At 76.5% G+C, this 16412-nt stretch carries 15 protein-coding genes and 1 pseudogene; 10 read left to right on the top strand and 6 right to left on the bottom strand.

Going from position 1 to position 16412, the window contains the following annotated elements; all coding sequences use genetic code 11:
- Positions 1-37: 37 nt before the first annotated feature.
- Positions 38-1312, bottom strand: a complete 1275-nt coding sequence (locus RDI86_RS09540) for an MFS transporter (RefSeq protein WP_308821266.1) — start codon at positions 1310-1312, stop codon at positions 38-40.
- A 95-nt stretch (positions 1313-1407) separates the two neighbouring features.
- On the opposite strand from RDI86_RS09540, the gene RDI86_RS09545 reads away from it, so the two are divergent.
- From RDI86_RS09545 to RDI86_RS09555, 3 genes are all read left to right on the top strand, one after another.
- On the top strand, positions 1408-2310 hold the full coding sequence (locus RDI86_RS09545; RefSeq protein ID WP_308821267.1) for a LysR family transcriptional regulator: 903 nt from the start codon (positions 1408-1410) through the stop codon (positions 2308-2310).
- A gap of 320 nt (positions 2311-2630) precedes the next feature.
- The gene (locus RDI86_RS09550; RefSeq protein WP_308821268.1) at positions 2631-4256 is read left to right on the top strand and encodes an ABC-F family ATP-binding cassette domain-containing protein; all 1626 of its coding nucleotides are present in this window, start codon (positions 2631-2633) and stop codon (positions 4254-4256) included.
- Between the two features lie 81 nt (positions 4257-4337).
- A complete protein-coding gene (locus tag RDI86_RS09555) occupies positions 4338-5147 on the top strand; it encodes a hypothetical protein (protein WP_061268451.1) in 810 nt (269 codons plus the stop codon).
- A 10-nt stretch (positions 5148-5157) separates the two neighbouring features.
- Here the strand turns inward: RDI86_RS09555 and RDI86_RS09560 are convergent, their stop codons facing one another.
- Positions 5158-5697 carry a hypothetical protein gene (locus RDI86_RS09560; RefSeq protein WP_163187593.1) on the bottom strand — a complete coding sequence of 180 codons (540 nt, stop codon included), beginning with the start codon at positions 5695-5697 and terminating at the stop codon, positions 5158-5160.
- A 131-nt stretch (positions 5698-5828) separates the two neighbouring features.
- Here RDI86_RS09560 and RDI86_RS09565 point away from each other — a divergent pair, with 131 nt between their 5' ends.
- From RDI86_RS09565 to RDI86_RS09585, 5 genes are all read left to right on the top strand, one after another.
- Positions 5829-6425, top strand: a complete 597-nt coding sequence (locus RDI86_RS09565; RefSeq protein WP_061268453.1) for a GNAT family N-acetyltransferase — start codon at positions 5829-5831, stop codon at positions 6423-6425.
- A 33-nt stretch (positions 6426-6458) separates the two neighbouring features.
- Positions 6459-6965 carry a VOC family protein gene (locus tag RDI86_RS09570; RefSeq protein ID WP_308821269.1) on the top strand — a complete coding sequence of 169 codons (507 nt, stop codon included), beginning with the start codon at positions 6459-6461 and terminating at the stop codon, positions 6963-6965.
- A 32-nt stretch (positions 6966-6997) separates the two neighbouring features.
- Positions 6998-7813, top strand: coding sequence for a MerR family transcriptional regulator (locus RDI86_RS09575; protein ID WP_308821270.1), 816 nt, complete (start codon positions 6998-7000; stop codon positions 7811-7813).
- A 169-nt stretch (positions 7814-7982) separates the two neighbouring features.
- Positions 7983-8588, top strand: coding sequence for a hypothetical protein (locus tag RDI86_RS09580; RefSeq protein ID WP_308821271.1), 606 nt, complete (start codon positions 7983-7985; stop codon positions 8586-8588).
- Entirely contained in the window at positions 8585-9322 is a 738-nt protein-coding gene (locus RDI86_RS09585; RefSeq protein ID WP_308821272.1) for a glycosyltransferase family 2 protein, read from the top strand. Before RDI86_RS09580 ends, RDI86_RS09585 begins: the two co-directional genes overlap by 4 nt.
- 61 nt (positions 9323-9383) lie before the next feature.
- Here the strand turns inward: RDI86_RS09585 and RDI86_RS09590 are convergent, their stop codons facing one another.
- Entirely contained in the window at positions 9384-10385 is a 1002-nt protein-coding gene (locus RDI86_RS09590; protein WP_061268456.1) for an MvdC/MvdD family ATP grasp protein, read from the bottom strand.
- Positions 10386-10425: 40 nt separating this feature from the next.
- Complete coding sequence (locus RDI86_RS09595) at positions 10426-11907, bottom strand: serine protease (RefSeq protein ID WP_308821273.1); 1482 nt, start codon at positions 11905-11907, stop codon at positions 10426-10428.
- Between the two features lie 207 nt (positions 11908-12114).
- Between RDI86_RS09595 and RDI86_RS09600 the strand changes: the two genes are divergently transcribed.
- Positions 12115-13875, top strand: coding sequence for a DUF5979 domain-containing protein (locus RDI86_RS09600; protein ID WP_308821274.1), 1761 nt, complete (start codon positions 12115-12117; stop codon positions 13873-13875).
- Positions 13876-13992: 117 nt separating this feature from the next.
- On the opposite strand, the gene RDI86_RS09605 is transcribed toward RDI86_RS09600, so the two are convergent.
- A complete protein-coding gene (locus RDI86_RS09605; RefSeq protein ID WP_251176327.1) occupies positions 13993-14409 on the bottom strand; it encodes a VOC family protein in 417 nt (138 codons plus the stop codon).
- Positions 14410-14544: 135 nt separating this feature from the next.
- On the opposite strand from RDI86_RS09605, the gene RDI86_RS09610 reads away from it, so the two are divergent.
- Entirely contained in the window at positions 14545-15714 is a 1170-nt protein-coding gene (locus tag RDI86_RS09610; protein WP_308821275.1) for a WYL domain-containing protein, read from the top strand.
- 3 nt (positions 15715-15717) lie between these two features.
- Here the strand turns inward: RDI86_RS09610 and RDI86_RS09615 are convergent.
- Positions 15718-16380 (bottom strand): annotated as a pseudogene (locus tag RDI86_RS09615) (SDR family NAD(P)-dependent oxidoreductase); the annotation flags it as partial.
- Positions 16381-16412 lie beyond the last annotated feature (32 nt).

Genomic DNA, 16412 nt, shown 5'->3' on the forward strand with positions numbered 1-16412 from the left:
CGGCACGGCGGGGCGGACCGCGGTCCGCCCCGCCCGCTCAGGACCGGCGTGCCAGGCCCGGCGCGGCCGCCGCGACGAGCAGCGCGGTGGCCGCCGCGAAGACGACGACCATGAGGCGCAGCGGCTCGACCGTGAGCGAGAGCCCCAGGAGCAGCACGGGGACGGCGAGCCCCAGGTACGCGACGAGGAAGACCCCCGCCAGGACCTCCCCCCGGCGGCCGGGCTCCGCCAGGGCCCCCGCCGTCGCGAGCGCGCCCCGGAAGAGGATGCCCACGCCCGCGCCCGCGACCACGGCGCTCGCCACGAAGCCGGGCAGGCTCGCGGTGCCGACGGAGACGGCGAGCACGGCGAGCCCCGTGAGCGTCAGCGCGACGGCGAGCACGACCTGGCGCCGGCGGGCGAGCCGGCCCGTCGCGAGCTGCGCGACGGCGGCCGCGGCGAAGACCGCGGCCGAGACGAGCCCGGCGACGAGGCGCCCCTCCTCGTGCATCACGGTCGCGAGCACGCTCGGGGTGAGGGACGTGAAGAGGCCGAAGACCGCGAACCCCGCGAACGCGGCGGCCGCCGCGGCGACGAAGGTGCCGCGCCCGGCGCGCGGCACGGCGACGCGCTGCGGGCGGTAGCGGTACGGGGCGGCGGCGGGCGGCACGGTCTCGGGCACGAGCGCGGCGGCGAGGACGGCCGCGGCCAGCAGGACGGCGAAGGCGACGTACGGCGTCGTGAGCGGCGCGGGCACGGCCTGGGCGAGCAGGCCGCCGACGAGCGGTCCGAGCGCGAGGCCGCCGATGTTCGCCAGGCCCGCGACGGCGCTCGTGTCCGCCGGGCCGCCGGGCCGGGCTGCCGCGCGGAGCTCGGCGAGGTGCGCGGTCGCCGTCGCGGTGACGGCCCCGATCCCCACGCCCGAGACGAGCCGCGCGACGACGAGGCCGCCCAGACCGTCCAGCAGCAGGAACAGCACGGCCGCGACGAGCTCGGCCACGAGGCCGAGGACCAGGACGCGGCGGCGCCCGAACCGGTCGCTGAGGTGCCCGACGAGGTAGAGGCTCGCGGCGACCCCGACGGCGTACGCGGCGAAGACGACGGTCACGGCGACGGTCGGCAGGCCGTCGCGCGCCTGGTACAGCGGGTAGAGCGGCGTCGGGACCGTCGAGAACGCCATGGCCGTCGCGAACGCGAGCGCCACCACGAGGAACCCGGACCCGTGCGAGACGAGCGGCCGCGTGCGCCGCGCACGCGGCGGCCGGGAGGGCCGCTGCGCGTCGTCCGGTCGCGCGGGTGCGGGGCGGGTCGGAGGTGCCGAGGTCGTCGTCATGCGTCCACCGTCCGCCTGTGCTCCTGATCGTGTCCAACGACTTGTACCGATCCTCTTGATCGATGTCAGCGATAGGACGTCGTAGGGTGAGCGGCATGGAGACGCGCCAGCTCGAGTACTTCGTCGCCGTGGCCGAGGAGCTGAGCTTCACGCGCGCCGCCGCGCGCGTCTTCGCCGTGCAGTCGAGCGTCTCGGCGGGCGTGCGCGCCCTGGAGGCCGAGCTCGGCGCCCGCCTGTTCGAGCGCACGCGGCGCTCGGTCGCGCTGACCTCGCAGGGCGAGGCGCTGCTCCCCCGGGCCCGGGCGGTGCTCGACGCCGTCGACCAGGCCCGTGCCGCCGTCGCGCCCGGGCCGCACCACGTGCGCGGCACGGTGCGGCTCGGGGTGTTCACGAACCTCGGGTACCTCGGCCTGCCGCGCACCCTCGCCGCGTTCCGGGACCGCCACCCCGGCGTGGTGCTGCGCCTCACCCCGTCGCGCGCCGGGTCGACGGGCCTCGGGGAGGACGTGCGGCGCGGCGTCGTGGACGTCGCGTTCACCGGGCTCGGGCCCGAGGACCACCCCGGTCTGCGGTACACGCCCCTCACGTCGTCGACGTTCGTCGCGGTGCTGCCCGCGGGCCACCCGCTCGCCGGGGCGCGGTCGGTGGCGCCCGGCGACCTGGCCGACGAGCACGTCGTGACGACGCCGCGCGGGTTCGGCAACCGGGTGGTCGCCGAGCGCGCGTTCGCGCACGCGGGCGTCGCGCCGCGCGCGGACACGGAGGTGGCCGACGTCGGCGACCTGCCCGCGTTCGTCGCCGCCGGGTTCGGCGTCGCGGTGGTCCCCGCGGACATGTACGAGCCCGCGCCGGGCGCGGTCGCCGTGCCGCTCGACGCACCGGAGGCGTGGTCCCTCGGGCTCGTGACGCGGCCGCACCCGGGCGCGGCCGCCGCGGCGCTCGTCGCCTCGCTCGTCGCCTCGCTCGCCACGGGCCGGGAGCAGGCTCCGGCGGGGTGACGGGCACCGCGCCCGCGGACCCTGCGCCCACGGACCCGGCCGGGCCGCGCTGCTAGCATCGTCACGTGCTCATCGAGGTCGACAGACTCTAGCCGCCGAGCCGTCGGCGGCCCGTCCCAGCGCACCCCTCGCCCCCGCTCCGCCCCGTCGGAGCGCTCGTCGGCGACCCCTGCCCGGCTCGTGCCGCGGCCTCGGCGTGCCGGGACGACGCCCCACCGCTCCCGCCACCGGCGGCCCGTCCGCGCGCCCGCGCGACGACGGCCCGCCCGACCTTCCCGGCACGACCACGCCCGCGGCACCGCGGGCCGAGGAGCACCCCCATGTCCACCCTGCACCGGTCCGCGGTGACGCTGACCGACCTCACGTTCGAGTGGCCCGACGGCACCGTCGCGCTCTCCCACCTCTCCGGAACGTTCGGCACCGGCCGCACGGGCCTCGTCGGCGACAACGGCGCCGGCAAGTCGACGCTCCTGCGCCTCGTCGCCGGCCTGCTCACGCCCACCTCCGGGCGCGTGACGACCACCGGCGACGTCGCCTACCTCCCCCAGACGCTCACGCTCGGCCGCGACGCGAGCGTCGCGCGCCTGCTCGGCATCGACGCGACGCTCGACGCCCTGCGCGCGATCGAGTCCGGCGACGTCGACGAGCGGCACTTCGACGCCGTCGGCGACGACTGGGACGTCGAGGCGCGCGCCGCCCAGGCGCTCGCCGAGATCGGGCTCGACGGCGTCGGCCTCGACCGGCGCGTCGGCGAGCTGTCCGGCGGCGAGGCGATGCTCGTCGCGATCAGCGGCCTGCGCGTGCGGCGCAGCGCGATCACGCTGCTCGACGAGCCGACGAACAACCTCGACCGCGCCACCCGGGCCCGGCTCGCCGCGCTCGTCGACGACTGGCCCGGGGCTCTCGTCGTCGTGAGCCACGACCTGGAGCTGCTCGAGCACGTCGACGAGACCGCCGAGCTGCACGCGGGCGCGCTGACCACGTTCGGCGGCCCGTACAGCGCGTGGCGCGCGCAGCTGGAGGTCGACCAGGCCGCGGCGGCGCAGGCCGCGCGGAGCGCCGAGCAGGCCCTGCGCGCCGAGAAGCGCCAGCGCGTCGAGGCCGAGACGAAGCTCGCGCGCCGCGAGCGGACGGCGCGGACGGCCCAGGCGAACCGCACCGGGTCACGCATCTCCATGGGGCTGCGCGCGTCCGCGGCCCAGGTCTCGGCGGGCTCGATGCGCCAGGGCCTGGACGCCAAGGTCCAGGCCGCGCAGCAGGCGCTCGACGCGGCGGCGGCCCGGGTGCGCGACGACGAGCACGTGCACCTCGTGCTGCCGGACCCGGACGTCCCGCGCGGGCGTCGGCTCGCCGAGCTGCACGGGACGAACCGCACGGTCGTCGTCCAGGGGCCCGAGCGGGTCGCGCTCGTGGGGGCCAACGGCACCGGCAAGACGACGCTCCTGGAGAACCTGCTCGCCGGGCGCGCGCCCGAGCCGGGACGCGCCGGCGGGACGCTCCTCACGGACCGGGTCGGCTACCTCCCGCAGCGGCGCGACGGGCTCGACGACGCGCGCAGCGCGCTCGACACCGTCCGCGACGGCGCCCCGGGCGTGGCGCCGGGCACGGTCCGCAACCACCTCGCGCGCCTGCTCCTGCGCGGGTCGGCCGTCGACCGCCCGGTGGGCACGCTGTCGGGCGGCGAGCGGTTCCGCGTCGCGCTCGCACGGCTCCTGCTCGCCGACCCGCCCGCCCAGCTCCTCGTGCTCGACGAGCCGACGAACGACCTCGACGTGCGCAGCGTCGAGCGGCTCGTCGAGGCGCTGTCGGGCTACGCGGGCGCGCTGCTCGTGGTGAGCCACGACGACGGGTTCCTCGCCCGCCTCGGGGTCGACGTGCGGCTCGAGCTCGACCGGGACGGCGGGCTCCACGAGGTGGCGCCGGGCGCGGAGCAACCCGCCCGCTGAGCGCCGGTCCGGGGCGGCCCGCTCGACGGGTCGCCCCGGACCTCGGACGATGGACCCAGGACCACCGGCCGGGAGGGGACCGTGGGCTGGTACACCGAGCACGTCGTCGACACGGGCCGCGCCCCGGCGCTGTTCGCGCTCGTCGGGTTCGTCGTGACGTTCGTCGTCGTGCGGTCGATCACGCGCCGCATCCGCGCCCGCGCCGAGGCCGCCGCGGCGACGACCACGGGGGCGCCCGGGCACGAGCCCGCGGACGACGGCCCGCCGCGCTCGCGGCGGTCCCTCCTCGGGGACGTGTCGATCGGGGGCGTCCACGTGCACCACCAGGTGTGGGGCATCCTGCTCGTGCTCCTGACCGGCATGCTCGAGTTCCGCTACTCCCCCGGGCACCCGTGGTCGGAGGTGCTCGCGCTGCTGTTCGGCGCGGGCGCCGCGCTCGCGCTCGACGAGTTCGCGCTGTGGCTCTACGTCGACGACGTCTACTGGGCAGAGGAGGGCCAGCGCTCGATCGACGCGATCCTCGTCGGCGGGGCCCTCGGCGGAGCGCTGCTCCTGTCCGCGTCACCCATCGGTGTCACGTCCGACGACGCGTCCGGCGGCTGGCTCGCCTACACCGTGACGGTCGTCGTGCACCTCGCGCTCGCGTTCGTGTGCGTCCTCAAGGGCAAGCTCGCGACGGGCCTGGTCGGCGTGGTGGTCCCGGTCGTCGCGCTCGTGGGCGCGGTGCGGCTGGCAAAGCCGTCGTCGTTCTGGGCCCGACGTCGGTACGGTCGCCGGCCGCACCGGCTCGCCCGCGCGCAGGAGCGCTTCGGGGCGCGCTACCGAGCGCGCAGGGAGCGCGTGCGGAACCTCGTCGGCGGCCGCGCCGACGACGACCCGCCGCCGGCGTAGGCCGGGGTCGTCAGGGCAGGTCCGGCGCGGCCCGCACGACGGCGGCCATCGCGGCGGTCGCCGCGGCGTCGGCGTCGGCGTGCCGCCAGCCCGGGCTCACGACCCGCGCGTGGTCGTTGAGGGCGGCAAGCACGTCGAGCACCGCGACGCCCAGGGCCCGCGCATGAGGTGTGAGGCCGCCGCGGATCTTCAGCTGTCCGAGCACGATCGCGATCTGCGCGCGGGCCTCGGCCGCGAGCGCCGCCTCGTCGACGTCGCCGCCGCGGAGCCGGTCCGCGACACCCTGCCGCCCGGACGCCCAGACGTCCTCGGGGACGCCGAGGTCCCACGCCGCCAGGAGGCCGTCGACGAAGGCGGGAAGCGCGTCGTCGCGCCCGTCGGCGGCGTACCACTCCTCGAGGTCGCGCAGCGCGTCGTGCCCGGCGTCGTTGCCGAACGGCGCGAGGTCCTCGCCCTCGTCGTAGAACGGCTCCGGCGCGAGGGACACGAAGGCGGGGTGGCTCGTCGCGGGCGACAGACCCTCGTCGGGGTCGTCGAGGAACAGCGTCATGGGGGCGACCCTAGACCGGCGCGGGGCGTGCCGTCGTACGCGCCCGTCGTCGGGACCGCGGCGCGGGCCGACGGTCCGGCGCCGCGGGAATCCCCTCGATGCGCAGGCCACGCACGTGCCAGGGTGGGCGCATGACCGACGCCACCGACGTGCGCCCCGACGCCCTGGAGCGGGTCGCGTGGCCCGTGCGGACCGCGCGCCTGACGCTGCGCCGCGCCCGGCCGGACGACGCCGACGCGTTGTTCGCCTACCGCGGCCTGCCCGAGGTGGACCGGTGGCTCACGCAGCGGTTCACCGCGGTCGAGGAGTGGCGCGAGCACCACGCCGAGCCGGGCCGGCTCGCGACGACCCTCGTCGTGGAGCGCGAGGGTGCCGTGGTCGGCGACCTCTACCTCGCGGTCCGCGACGGCTGGGCGCAGCGCGACGTCGTCGACCGTCCGCACGACGACGAGGCCGAGATCGGCTGGGTGCTCGACCCGGCGCACCAGGGGCAGGGCTACGCGACCGAGGCCGTGCGGGCGCTGCTGCGGGTCTGCTTCGAGGACCTCGGCCTGCGGCGCGTCGTGGCGAGCGCGTTCCTCGCGAACGAGCCGTCGTGGCGGCTCATGGAGCGCGTGGGGATGCGGCGCGAGGGCGTGGGGGTGCGCGACTCCCTGCACCGGGACCTGGGCTGGGTCGACGGCGTCGTGTACGCGCTGCTGGCCGACGAGACGCGCGCGGGCGCTTGACCCTGACGCGACGTCAGGGCGCAGGCTGCCCGCATGACCGACACGTTCCCCGCCTTCGACCTCTCCCCCGTCCCCGTCCCGGGGCCCGACGCCGTCGCCCCGGAGCCGTTCCACGGCATCTACGGGATGCCGCAGTTCGTGACCGTCCCGACGGACGACCTCGCGGCGTCCGTCGAGCTCTGGACGCACGGGCTCGGGTTCTTCGACCTGTTCTCCGTGCCGGGCGGCATGGTGCACCTGCGCCGTTGGGCGTTCCAGGACGTGCTCCTCGTCCCGGGCACCCCCGCGCCCGACCTGCCGGCCCTGACGGTGAGCTTCTCGTGCGTGCTGTCGCAGGTCGACGCGATCGTCGCCGCGTGCGAGGCGGTGACGCCCGGCTGCACGACGGGCCCGCGCGAGATGCCGTGGGGTTCCGTCGAGGTCGAGGTCCGCACGCCGGAGAACGCGCGCGTCGTCATGACGGCGGCACGCCCGTTCGTCGCCGGGAGCGACCCCGCCCGGTTCCTCGAGGGCATCGGGATCGAGGCGCCCGCCCCGTGAGCACCGCGGCTCCGCGGTGGACACTGGGTCACGTGACCACCGACCCGATGCCCGGCCGCGGCGCCGACCCGCTGACGGTCGGCGACGCAGCCGCGGCGGCGGGCGTCACCGTCCGGACGCTGCACCACTGGGACGCGGTCGGGCTCGTGCGCCCCTCGGCACGGACGCCGGCGGGCTACCGGCTCTACGCGGCGGCCGACGTCGCACGGCTGCGGCGGGTGGTGGCGTACCGGGAGCTGGGCGTGGCGATCGAGGACGTCGCAGCGCTCCTCGACGCGACCGGCGACGAGGCGGTGGACGCGCTGCGCAGGCACCGGGCGCTGCTCGGGGAGCGGATCGCCCGGATGGAGCGCACCGCCCGCGCACTGGACCGCCTCGTCACGGCGCGCGAGCGCGGGCTCCTGCTCACGCGCACCGAGCAGGTGGCGCTGTTCGGCGAGGGCTGGGACCCGGCGTGGCCCAGGCAGGCGCGCGCGCTCTGGGGCGACACCGCGCAGTGGGCGCAGTACGCCGAGCGGTCGGCGGAGCGCACGCCCGAGGACTGGCAGCGCCTGGCCGACGACGTCGCGGCCCTGGAGGCCGACCTCGCGGCGGCGTGCCGCGCGGGCGTCGACCCCGCGTCGGCGCGGGCGGCCGCCCTCGCCGAGCGGCACCGGGCCTCGATGGGCGCGCACTTCGACTGCCCGCCGGCGCGGCACGTGTGCCTCGCGCGGCGGTTCGTCGACGACGCGGGGTTCCGTGCCCACTACGACGGCCTCGCCCCGGGCCTGGCCGCGTGGCTGCGCGCCGCGGTCGAGGCGAACGCGCGCTCGCACGGCGTGGACCCGGCGACCGCCACCTGGGACTGACCCCCTGCGCCGTGCCGCACGGGACACGGCGGACGGGGAACCGCGGACGGGCGCGCGACGGGCGCCTCGGGAGGCGCGACGAGCGCTCCCGGCGGACGGGCGTGCGAACGCGGCGCCGGGGTGTGAGGCTGAGATCCCCGCCGCCGCACCACCCTCCCAGGAGCCCCGCATGCCCGCCACCCCCGCCCCCACGGCGGGCCCCTCCCTCGCCGCCCCGGCACGCGGCGCGATCCTCGCGGGCGACGCGGTCCGTGCCGGTGCCGCGCTCAGCGTCGTCGTGGCCGGCGCGGCGCTCGACGGCGTCGGCGTCGCGCTGTTCCTGCTCGTGCTCGGCGGGACGATGGTGCCGCGCGCCCTCGGCGTGACCGGCGTGCTCGACGTCGGCTACGGAGCCGCGCTGCTCGCCTCCGCCTGGGCCGCCCAGCTCGAGTGGTACCGCGCGGTGCCGTGGCTCGACCTGCCCGTGCACGCCGTGTGCACCGGTCTGATCGCGGCGCTCGCGACGGTGACGCTCGTCCGCGTCGGGGCGCTGCCCGCCCCGCACGCCGACGACCGACCGTGGCGCACGGGCGTCGCCGTGGTGACCACAGGTCTCGGGGCGGTCTTCGCGATCCTGTGGGAGCTGGGCGAGTGGGCCGGGCACACGTTCCTCGACGACCGGATCGGCGTCGGCTACGGCGACACCGTCACCGACCTCGCGACGGGGCTCCTCGGCTCGGTCGTCGCCGGGGTCCTTCTCGCGCGCGGCACCGCGGTCTGGGAGCACCGGCCGTGACGCCCCGCACCGCCCCGACCGTGTCGGTCGTCGTCCCGGTCCGCGACGACGCCGCCGCGCTCGACCGCTGCCTGGCGCGCATCGCGCGGCAGACCGTCGCGCCGCTCGAGGTCGTGGTCGTCGACAACGCGTCGCGCGACGACTCCGCGCTCGTCGCGCGCCGCTGGGGCGCCGTCGTCGTGCGCGAGGACCGCGTCGGCATCCCGGCCGCCGCCGCGACCGGGTACGACACCGCGCGCGGCGACGTCATCGCGCGGCTCGACGCCGACTCGCTCCCCGACCCGGGGTGGGTGCAGCGCGTCGTCGACCGCATGGCCGCCGACCCGACGCTCGACGCGATGACCGGCACGGGCACGTTCGACGACCTGCCGCGCGGTGCGCGCGCCGCCGTGGCGATCGCCTACCTCGGCGCGTACTACGTGCTGTGCCACCTCGCGCTCGGCCACACCGCGCTCTGGGGCTCGTGCATGGCCCTGCGCCGCTCGGCGTGGACCGCCGTGCGCGACGCCGTCGTGCGCGACGACCCGGAGGTGCACGACGACCTCGACCTGTCGTTCCGCCTCGGCCCGGGCCGGCGCACGGTGCTCGACCGGTCGTGGCGCGTCGGGGTGTCGGCGCGCTCGCTGCGCGGGCGGCGCCAGCGCCGTCGCCGCATGGACCGCGCGTGGCGCACGCTGCGCCTCAACTGGACGGTCGCGCCACCGTGGAAGCGGTGGCGCGACCGCTGGCGCTGACGCGCACGGACACCGCCCCGCGCGCGACCGGTCGGCGACAGCCCGGCGACAGGCCCAGCGCTCAGTCCGCGCTGCCGCGCCAGGTGCGCCGCCGCGTCGCGCCCGGTGCCTCCTCGCGGTCGAGACGGGCCAGCAGCGCCGCGAGCGCCGCGGCGATCGGCTGCCCGGTCGCGTACTCGACGAACAGCCACTGCCCGGCCGGGTTGATCTCGAGGAACACGTAGTCGCCCTCGGGCGTGCGGCGCAGGTCGACCGCGCCGTACCAGAGGCCGAGCACCTCCATGAGCCGCAGGAGCGCGGTGGCGACGTGCTCGGGGAGGTCGTGCACGGACGTCGGGCAGTGGTGGGTGTCGACGCGGAAGTCGTACGCGTACGCTGACTCCTCGGTGCGCAGCTCGGCCGCGAACAGCTGCGTGCCGACGATCGTCACGCGCACGTCCGACCCCGCGACGGCCTCCTGGAAGATGACCGGCGCGTACCGCACGCTCTCGATGAGCGCGAGGTCCGAGTCCCGCACGGGGCGGGTCTCGCGCCACGTCGCCGGCGTGCCGCTGAACGGCTTGAAGATCACGCGACCCGGTTCCCGGTGCAGGAACTCCCGGGCGCGTGCCGGGTCGTTGGTCATGCACGTGCGCGGCACGCGCAGCCCGAGGCGCGCGGCGACCTGGAGCTGCCACATCTTGCGGGAGCCGGCCTCGTCGCGGTCCGGGTCGTTGACCCAGGTGGCGGGCAGGCACGACCACAGCCCGGACACCGCCGCGGCGACCTCCCCGTGGGCGAACCCGCGGTCCTGGGCGGAGCGCAGGTCGTCGTGCAGCGCGAACGGCTGCGGTCGGCGCCACCACACGGCGCGCAGCGTGGTGGTGTCCACCGCGCTCACGCCCTCGGCGCTCGTGTCGACCCAGTCGGCGCGCCACCCGGCGGCGTCCTGGGTCGAGGTCAGCGCCACGTCGCGGGGCGCGTGCCCCGTGTCGAGGAGCGCGTGGGGCGCGCCGAGCGCGTCCAGGTGGCGGACGACCTCCGTGGTGTGGAGGTCGTCCGCGTGCGACACGATGCCGATCATCGCGGGCTCCCGGTCCGGTCCGTGGGCGAGGTCGCCCGGGTCACTGCCCGGCCTGGAGGGTGGCGAGCGTCGCCTCGACGGCCTCGAGGGTCGCGCGCGCCTCGGCGACGGCCTCGACGAGGGCGCCGACGACGTCGACCGCCTCGCCCGGACCGTCCTCGTCCACGAGCGACTCCGCGCCCTGGACGAACGGCCGCGCCCCGGCGAGCACGCCGGCCTGCACGAGCCGCCCGATCGCGGGGTTGACCACGGGGTCGAAGACGTCGCCGGGGTCGAAGATCCCCTCCTGGAGCGTGTCGCCGGGTCCGGAGCCGACGTCGCCCGCGATCCCGGTGCCGACGGGGTTGTCCGCGGCGAAGCGGGTGTCGCCCTGGAAGACGGAGTCGAGGGCGCGCGGCGTGCCGCCCTGGTCCCGGAGGAACGACGTCCCGATCTGGTCGGCGACCGTGTGCGAGTCGGCCTGCCGGATCGTCAGCACGTCGACGGCGCGCGCGGTGTCGGCGCCCAGGAGCGTGCCGACCTGGTCGGCGGCCTTGACGGTCGCGATGACGTCCTTCGCGAGGGACGTGAAGCCGTCGTCGGCGGTCGCGGTGCGCGCCCCGTGCGGCAGGGCCTGGAGCGTCGGCGACACGGCACGGATGCCCGCGATCGCCGTGCCGAAGTTCGACCCGGTCCCGGCCGCGTTGCAGCCGCCGTTCGTGTGGACGCCGACGAGCTCGCCCGCGGGCCCGAGGATCCCGGACCCGGAGTTGCCGCCGAGCGTGTCGATGTCGTCGTACCGGATCTGGTTCGTCGTGACGACCGTCGCCGGGCCCGCCTCGACGCGTTTGGGCATCCCGGCGGGGTGGCCGATGATGGCGAGCATGTCGCCCACGGCCGGGTTGGCCGTGGCCACGGCCGTGAACCCGTAGGTGCTGCCCGGGTTGCCGCCCACGCGCACGACGGCCATGTCGAGGCCGCCGAGCCGGTACTCGACGAGCGCGACGATCGGGAAGCTCTGCTCGGTGCGCAGGACACCGGACGGGTCCACCTGGAAGAGCACGTTGATGTGCATGCTCGTCGCGATCTGCTGCGGCGTGAGGACCTGCATCGACCCGTTCTGGCGGGGCAGGACCCAGCCGTCGGCGCTCTGGTCGAACAGGTGGCCGCACGTGAGGACGAGGTCGGGAGCGATCAGGGTGCCGCTCCCCCAGCGCACGCCGTCGACGTTGCCGGGGTTGGTGAAGACGCCGCCGAGCCCCGCGTTCCACTGGACCTGCACGGCCTGCTTCTGGTGGGCGTCCACGTACGCGCGCGTGACGCCGAGCGTGCCGTCGTACTGCTCGACGGGCTGGGAGTCGTCGGTCGCGCCGCAGATGGACTCGAGCATCTCCGCGTACGTGGGCTCGTCGCCCGCGATGGACTCGAGCGTCAACGGGATGCGTTCGGGCAGCGGCGGGTAGAGCGCGTCGACGGTGTCGGGCGTCTGCGGCACCTCGCGCCGGCTCGGCTTCCGCGGTGCCGACTTCTTGCTTCCGGGCATGGGTTCCCCCTCGGTTCGGTCCCCCTGCACCTGGAGAGAGGAGCGCACCTCGCGGCTCGTACAACCGACACGCCGAGGCGCACACCGTCGAAAGTGTGGCGCTTCTCACTCCACGGTGGGAATCTAGGACGCGCCGACAACTTTCGACCAGGGGGAACAGTGCACGCAGCGACCACGACGACGCCCCCGACCGCATCGCTGCGGCCCGTGGCCTGGCTCTCCGCCCTGGCTCTCCTCGCCGTCCTGCTCGTGGTCGGCTCCCCGCCCGCCCACGCGAAGCCCGACCCCGACGGGGTCGGCGCCGGGCCGCGGGGTCCTTTCACGGAGATCTCGATCACCGGGTTCGGCGCGGGACAGGCCGTCACGGGCTTCACCGCACCCGCCGGGTTCGACCCGCTCGCCGGGTATCCCGCGGACGTGCCCGCCGGATCGACCGCCAACGACGCGGAGTTCGCCGGGGCGATCCAGGTCACGGACACGGCGTCCGGCCAGACGACGTTCACCTACTGCATCGACCTGCTCACCGACACGCGGACCGGGGTCAACTACGAGATCGGCACCTGGGACGAGGCGAACGTGCCCAACCTGGGGTACGTCGGCTACATCCTCCACAACTACTACCCCGTCACGAATGAGCCCGCGGCCGCCCCTTCGGCGAACGCCCGCGCCGCCGCGGTCCAGGCCGCGATCTGGTTCTTCTCCGACGAGTACGTGCTCGCGACGACCGACCCCGTGCGGCAGTACACCGCGCAGATCGTCGCGGACGCCATCGCGAACGGGCCCTCGCCCGAGCCCACGCCCCCGCTGCTCGAGGTGACGCCCGAGAACCTCGCCGCACCGACGACGGGCGACATCGTCGGGCCCTTCACCGTCGAGGCCGACGGGCCCGCGACGATCCGGTCGTTCGGCGCCGAGGTGTTCACTGACCCCGAGGGCACGGACCTCCTCGCCGACGGCGCCACGGTCCCACCCGGCGCGACCCTCTGGGCGCGGCTCGCCGGGGACACCCCGCCGTACGGATTCGTCCTGGAGAGACAGGTGACCGTCCTCGAGAGCACCGTCTATCTCTACGACGGCACGAACACGGGCCGCGACGAGGCGCAGAAGCTCGTCCTGGCACAGCCGACGGAGCTGACCCGACGAGCCGGTGCGCTGCTCGAGCCGTTCGCCGCGGGCAGCCTCGAGGTGACCAAGGTCGTGACCGGCGACGGCGCCGGGCTGCAGTCCGACGTCGTGCTCGACGTCGTGTGCACGGCGCCGGGCGGTGGCGAGACCGTCGAGCGGACGGTCACCGTCCCGGCCGGAGCCGCCGCGGGCGAGCACACGGAGGTCGTGAGCGGTCTGCCCGCCGAGTGGACGTGCGTCGTCACCGAGAGCGACGACGGTGACAACGGCCGCGTCGTCGTCACGGGGACGGACATCACCCCGGAGTCCGTCATCATCAGCAACGGCGACACCACCACGGTGACGGTGACGAACACGTACGTGGTCGCCACGGGCGGGCTGCTCGTCCGCAAGGCCGTCGACGGACCCGCCGCCGGCTCCCAGGGGCCCATCACCCTCGCCCTGACGTGCGACGACCCGGACGGCGCGTTCGACCAGGAGGTCGAGCTCCCGGGCGGCCTGACGGGCGCGGACAACGTGGCCCTGGAGCTCGACGGCATCCCCGCAGGCACGACCTGCACGGTCACCGAGACCGTCGACGGCAGCACCGCGACCACGCTCCTCACCCGGACCGTCGTGGCACCCGAGAGCGTGACGGTCGCGGAGGACGAGACGGCGGAGCTCGTCGTGGCGAACACCTACGACCGGGCCCCGACGCCCACCTCGGCCCCGACACAGCCGGCGACGGCGGGCCCCGGCGGGCTCGCGTCCACCGGCGCGGACGCGGCCTCCCTCCTCGTCCTCGCGCTCCTGCTGGTCCTGGGCGGCACCGCGACGGTCGTCCTCCTGCGCCGTCGGGCGTGACGTCGCCGACTCCTGGTGCGCGAGCACGGGACCGGCGACCGGATCGGGGCAGATCCGGTCGCCGGTCCCGTGCTCGCCGGCGGGTTCTCCCGGTGCAGGAGGGGCCAGGGTCCGGGGTCAGCGGGGCGCTGCGACGTCCAGCACCCAGGTCACGCCGAAGCGGTCGGTGAGCATGCCGTACGCCGGCGCCCAGTCGGACGACGCGAGCGGCGCGACGACGGTCGAGCCGTCGGCGAGCGCGTCCCAGTAGCCGCGGACCTCCTCGACGTCCTCGCCGCGCACGGACACGAAGAACGGCGCCTCGCCCGGGCTCCACGGCCGGTCGGCAGGGACGTCGTAGGCCATGACGCGGAACCCGCTCGGCGCGCTGACCTGGCCCCAGACGACGAGGTCGGCGGTCGCCGGGTCGGCCGTCTGGGCGAGGTCGCCGTACGTCGTGACGACGAGCTCGCCCCCGAACACGGACCGGTAGAGCTCGAGCGCGGCACGGGCGTCGCCGCGGAAGTTGAGGTGCGGGGTGGTCTGGACGGACATGGGCTCTCCTCGGGAGGCTAGTGGCCCGCGACGGTCGCCGGGGGCCGTGCGCCGGGCCGTCGGCCCGTGCGCACCCCACGACTCTCGCGCTCCATCAGGACGGATCGTGTCCGCATTCTGCGGGAGCATGGAGCCATGACCGAGACCTCGCGCCGCACCCTCCTGCTGCTCGCGCTGCTCCAGGCACGCCCGGACCGCACGGGCCCCGAGCTCGCCGCGCGCCTCGGCGTCGACGCCCGCACGGTGCGGCGCGACGTCGACCGGCTGCGCGAGCTCGGCTACCACGTCGTCGCGACGCGGGGACGCGTGGGCGGCTACCGCCTCGACGCGGGCGCCGAGCTCCCGCCGCTCCTGTTCGACGACGAGCAGGTCGTCGCCCTCACGGTCGCGCTGCGCACGATCACCGCGAGCGGCGTCGGCGACGACCTCGTGGAGGCCGCCGTCCGCGCGCTCACGACCGTGCGGCAGGTGCTGCCCGCCCGGCTGCGGCACCGCGTCGACGCGGTCGACGTCACGACCGTCGCTCCGACACCTGGGCGCCCGGCCGTCCGGCTCGACCTCGACGTCCTGCTCGCCGTGAGCGCGGCGGCGCGCCGCCGGGAAATGCTGCGCTTCGACTACGCGGCCGTGGCGCTCGACGCGCCACCGGAGGCGACCCCCGACGTGAGCCCCGGCGCGACATCCGGGACGGTGCGACCCGACGACCCGCGCGCCGGCGTCCGGCAGCCGCGCCGTGCCGAGGTGCACCACGTCGTCGTGCACGACGGGCGCTGGTACGCCGTGGCGTGGGACCTCGACCGCGACGACTGGCGCATCTTTCGGCTCGACCGGATGACGCCGCGCACTCCGACGGGACCACGGTTCGCTGCGCGCGAGGTGCCCGGCGGCGACGTCGGCGCGTTCGTCGCGGCGCGCTTCACGGGCGCCGTCGCGGGCCCCGTGCCGCCCGCCGGCAGCACGACGGCAGGCAGCACGGCGACGGGAAGCACAGCGCACCGGGCCTCGGGCACGGCGGCGACGTCCAGCAGCCCGGGGGCCTGGGAGGCACCGGCCACGCGGTGGCCGTGCGAGGGCTGGGTCGAGCTCGCCGCCCCGGCGCGCGTGGTCGCACCGTTCGTCGAGGACGGCGCGGTCGAGGCCGCGGGCCCGGAGCGCTGCCGGGTCCGGCTCGGGTCGTGGTCGTGGGTGGCGCTCGCTGCGCGTGTCGCGGCCTTCGACGCCGACCTGCTCGCCGCGGGCCCGGCCGAGCTCGTCGCCGCGTGCGACGCCGTCGCCCGGCGCCTCGGTGCGGTCGCCGCGTCGTGACGGTCAGTCGGGCACCGCGCCACCGGTGAGGTTGACGATCGTCCCCGTCATCGCTGCGGCGCGGTCCGACGCGAGGAAGGCGGCGGCCTCGGCCACCTCCTGGACCGTCGGGAGCCGCCCCCGCAGCGTCCCCGCGGCGAGGGGGCCGTCGTCGAGCAGCTCCTGGACGGTCTGTCCCGCCGCGGCCGCGGCTGGCGCGAACAGCTCGCGCGTGTACGAGCCGCGCGCCGGCCCGTCGAGGACCGCGTGGGGCCGCAGCCCGACGACCCGCACCCCGGCCGGGGCGAGCTCCGCCGCGAGGAGCCGGGTCAGCGTCTCCTTGCCCGCGGCGCTCACGCCGTGCCCGAGGATGCCCGGCACGACGAGCCGCGCGCCCGGCTCGGACAGCGTGAGGAGCACTCCGGGCCGGTCGCGCGCGAGGTAGGGCGCCACCGCCCGGCTCGTGAGGAACAGGCCGCGCAGGAACCCCTCGACCGGGCGCCAGAACTCCTCGAACGAGAGGTCCCCGAGCAGGGTGCCCTGGTCGTGGGGGACGCTCACCGCGTCGAGCACGACGTCGATCCCGCCCGCGGCCGCGGCGACGGCCGCGGCGTGGGCCTCGACCGCGCGCTCGTCGAGCACGTCCAGTCGAGCCGTCTCGGCGCGGCCGCCCGCCGCGGCGATGTCGCGCGCGACCGCGTCGAGACGGTCGTGCGTGC

The organism is Cellulosimicrobium sp. XJ-DQ-B-000 (genome assembly GCF_031119065.1).
Lineage (GTDB): Bacteria > Actinomycetota > Actinomycetes > Actinomycetales > Cellulomonadaceae > Cellulosimicrobium > Cellulosimicrobium funkei.

What these genes read in the sequence shown, in the direction of transcription:
- RDI86_RS09540 (WP_308821266.1), bottom strand. Translation starts at nt 1,312, where the DNA reads ATGACGACGACCTCGGCACCTCCGACCCGCCCCGCACCCGCGCGACCG.
- RDI86_RS09545 (WP_308821267.1), top strand. Translation starts at nt 1,408, where the DNA reads ATGGAGACGCGCCAGCTCGAGTACTTCGTCGCCGTGGCCGAGGAGCTG.
- RDI86_RS09550 (WP_308821268.1), top strand. Translation starts at nt 2,631, where the DNA reads ATGTCCACCCTGCACCGGTCCGCGGTGACGCTGACCGACCTCACGTTC.
- RDI86_RS09560 (WP_163187593.1), bottom strand. Translation starts at nt 5,697, where the DNA reads ATGACGCTGTTCCTCGACGACCCCGACGAGGGTCTGTCGCCCGCGACG.
- RDI86_RS09565 (WP_061268453.1), top strand. Translation starts at nt 5,829, where the DNA reads ATGACCGACGCCACCGACGTGCGCCCCGACGCCCTGGAGCGGGTCGCG.
- RDI86_RS09570 (WP_308821269.1), top strand. Translation starts at nt 6,459, where the DNA reads ATGACCGACACGTTCCCCGCCTTCGACCTCTCCCCCGTCCCCGTCCCG.
- RDI86_RS09580 (WP_308821271.1), top strand. Translation starts at nt 7,983, where the DNA reads ATGCCCGCCACCCCCGCCCCCACGGCGGGCCCCTCCCTCGCCGCCCCG.
- RDI86_RS09590 (WP_061268456.1), bottom strand. Translation starts at nt 10,385, where the DNA reads ATGATCGGCATCGTGTCGCACGCGGACGACCTCCACACCACGGAGGTC.
- RDI86_RS09595 (WP_308821273.1), bottom strand. Translation starts at nt 11,907, where the DNA reads ATGCCCGGAAGCAAGAAGTCGGCACCGCGGAAGCCGAGCCGGCGCGAG.
- RDI86_RS09605 (WP_251176327.1), bottom strand. Translation starts at nt 14,409, where the DNA reads ATGTCCGTCCAGACCACCCCGCACCTCAACTTCCGCGGCGACGCCCGT.
- RDI86_RS09610 (WP_308821275.1), top strand. Translation starts at nt 14,545, where the DNA reads ATGACCGAGACCTCGCGCCGCACCCTCCTGCTGCTCGCGCTGCTCCAG.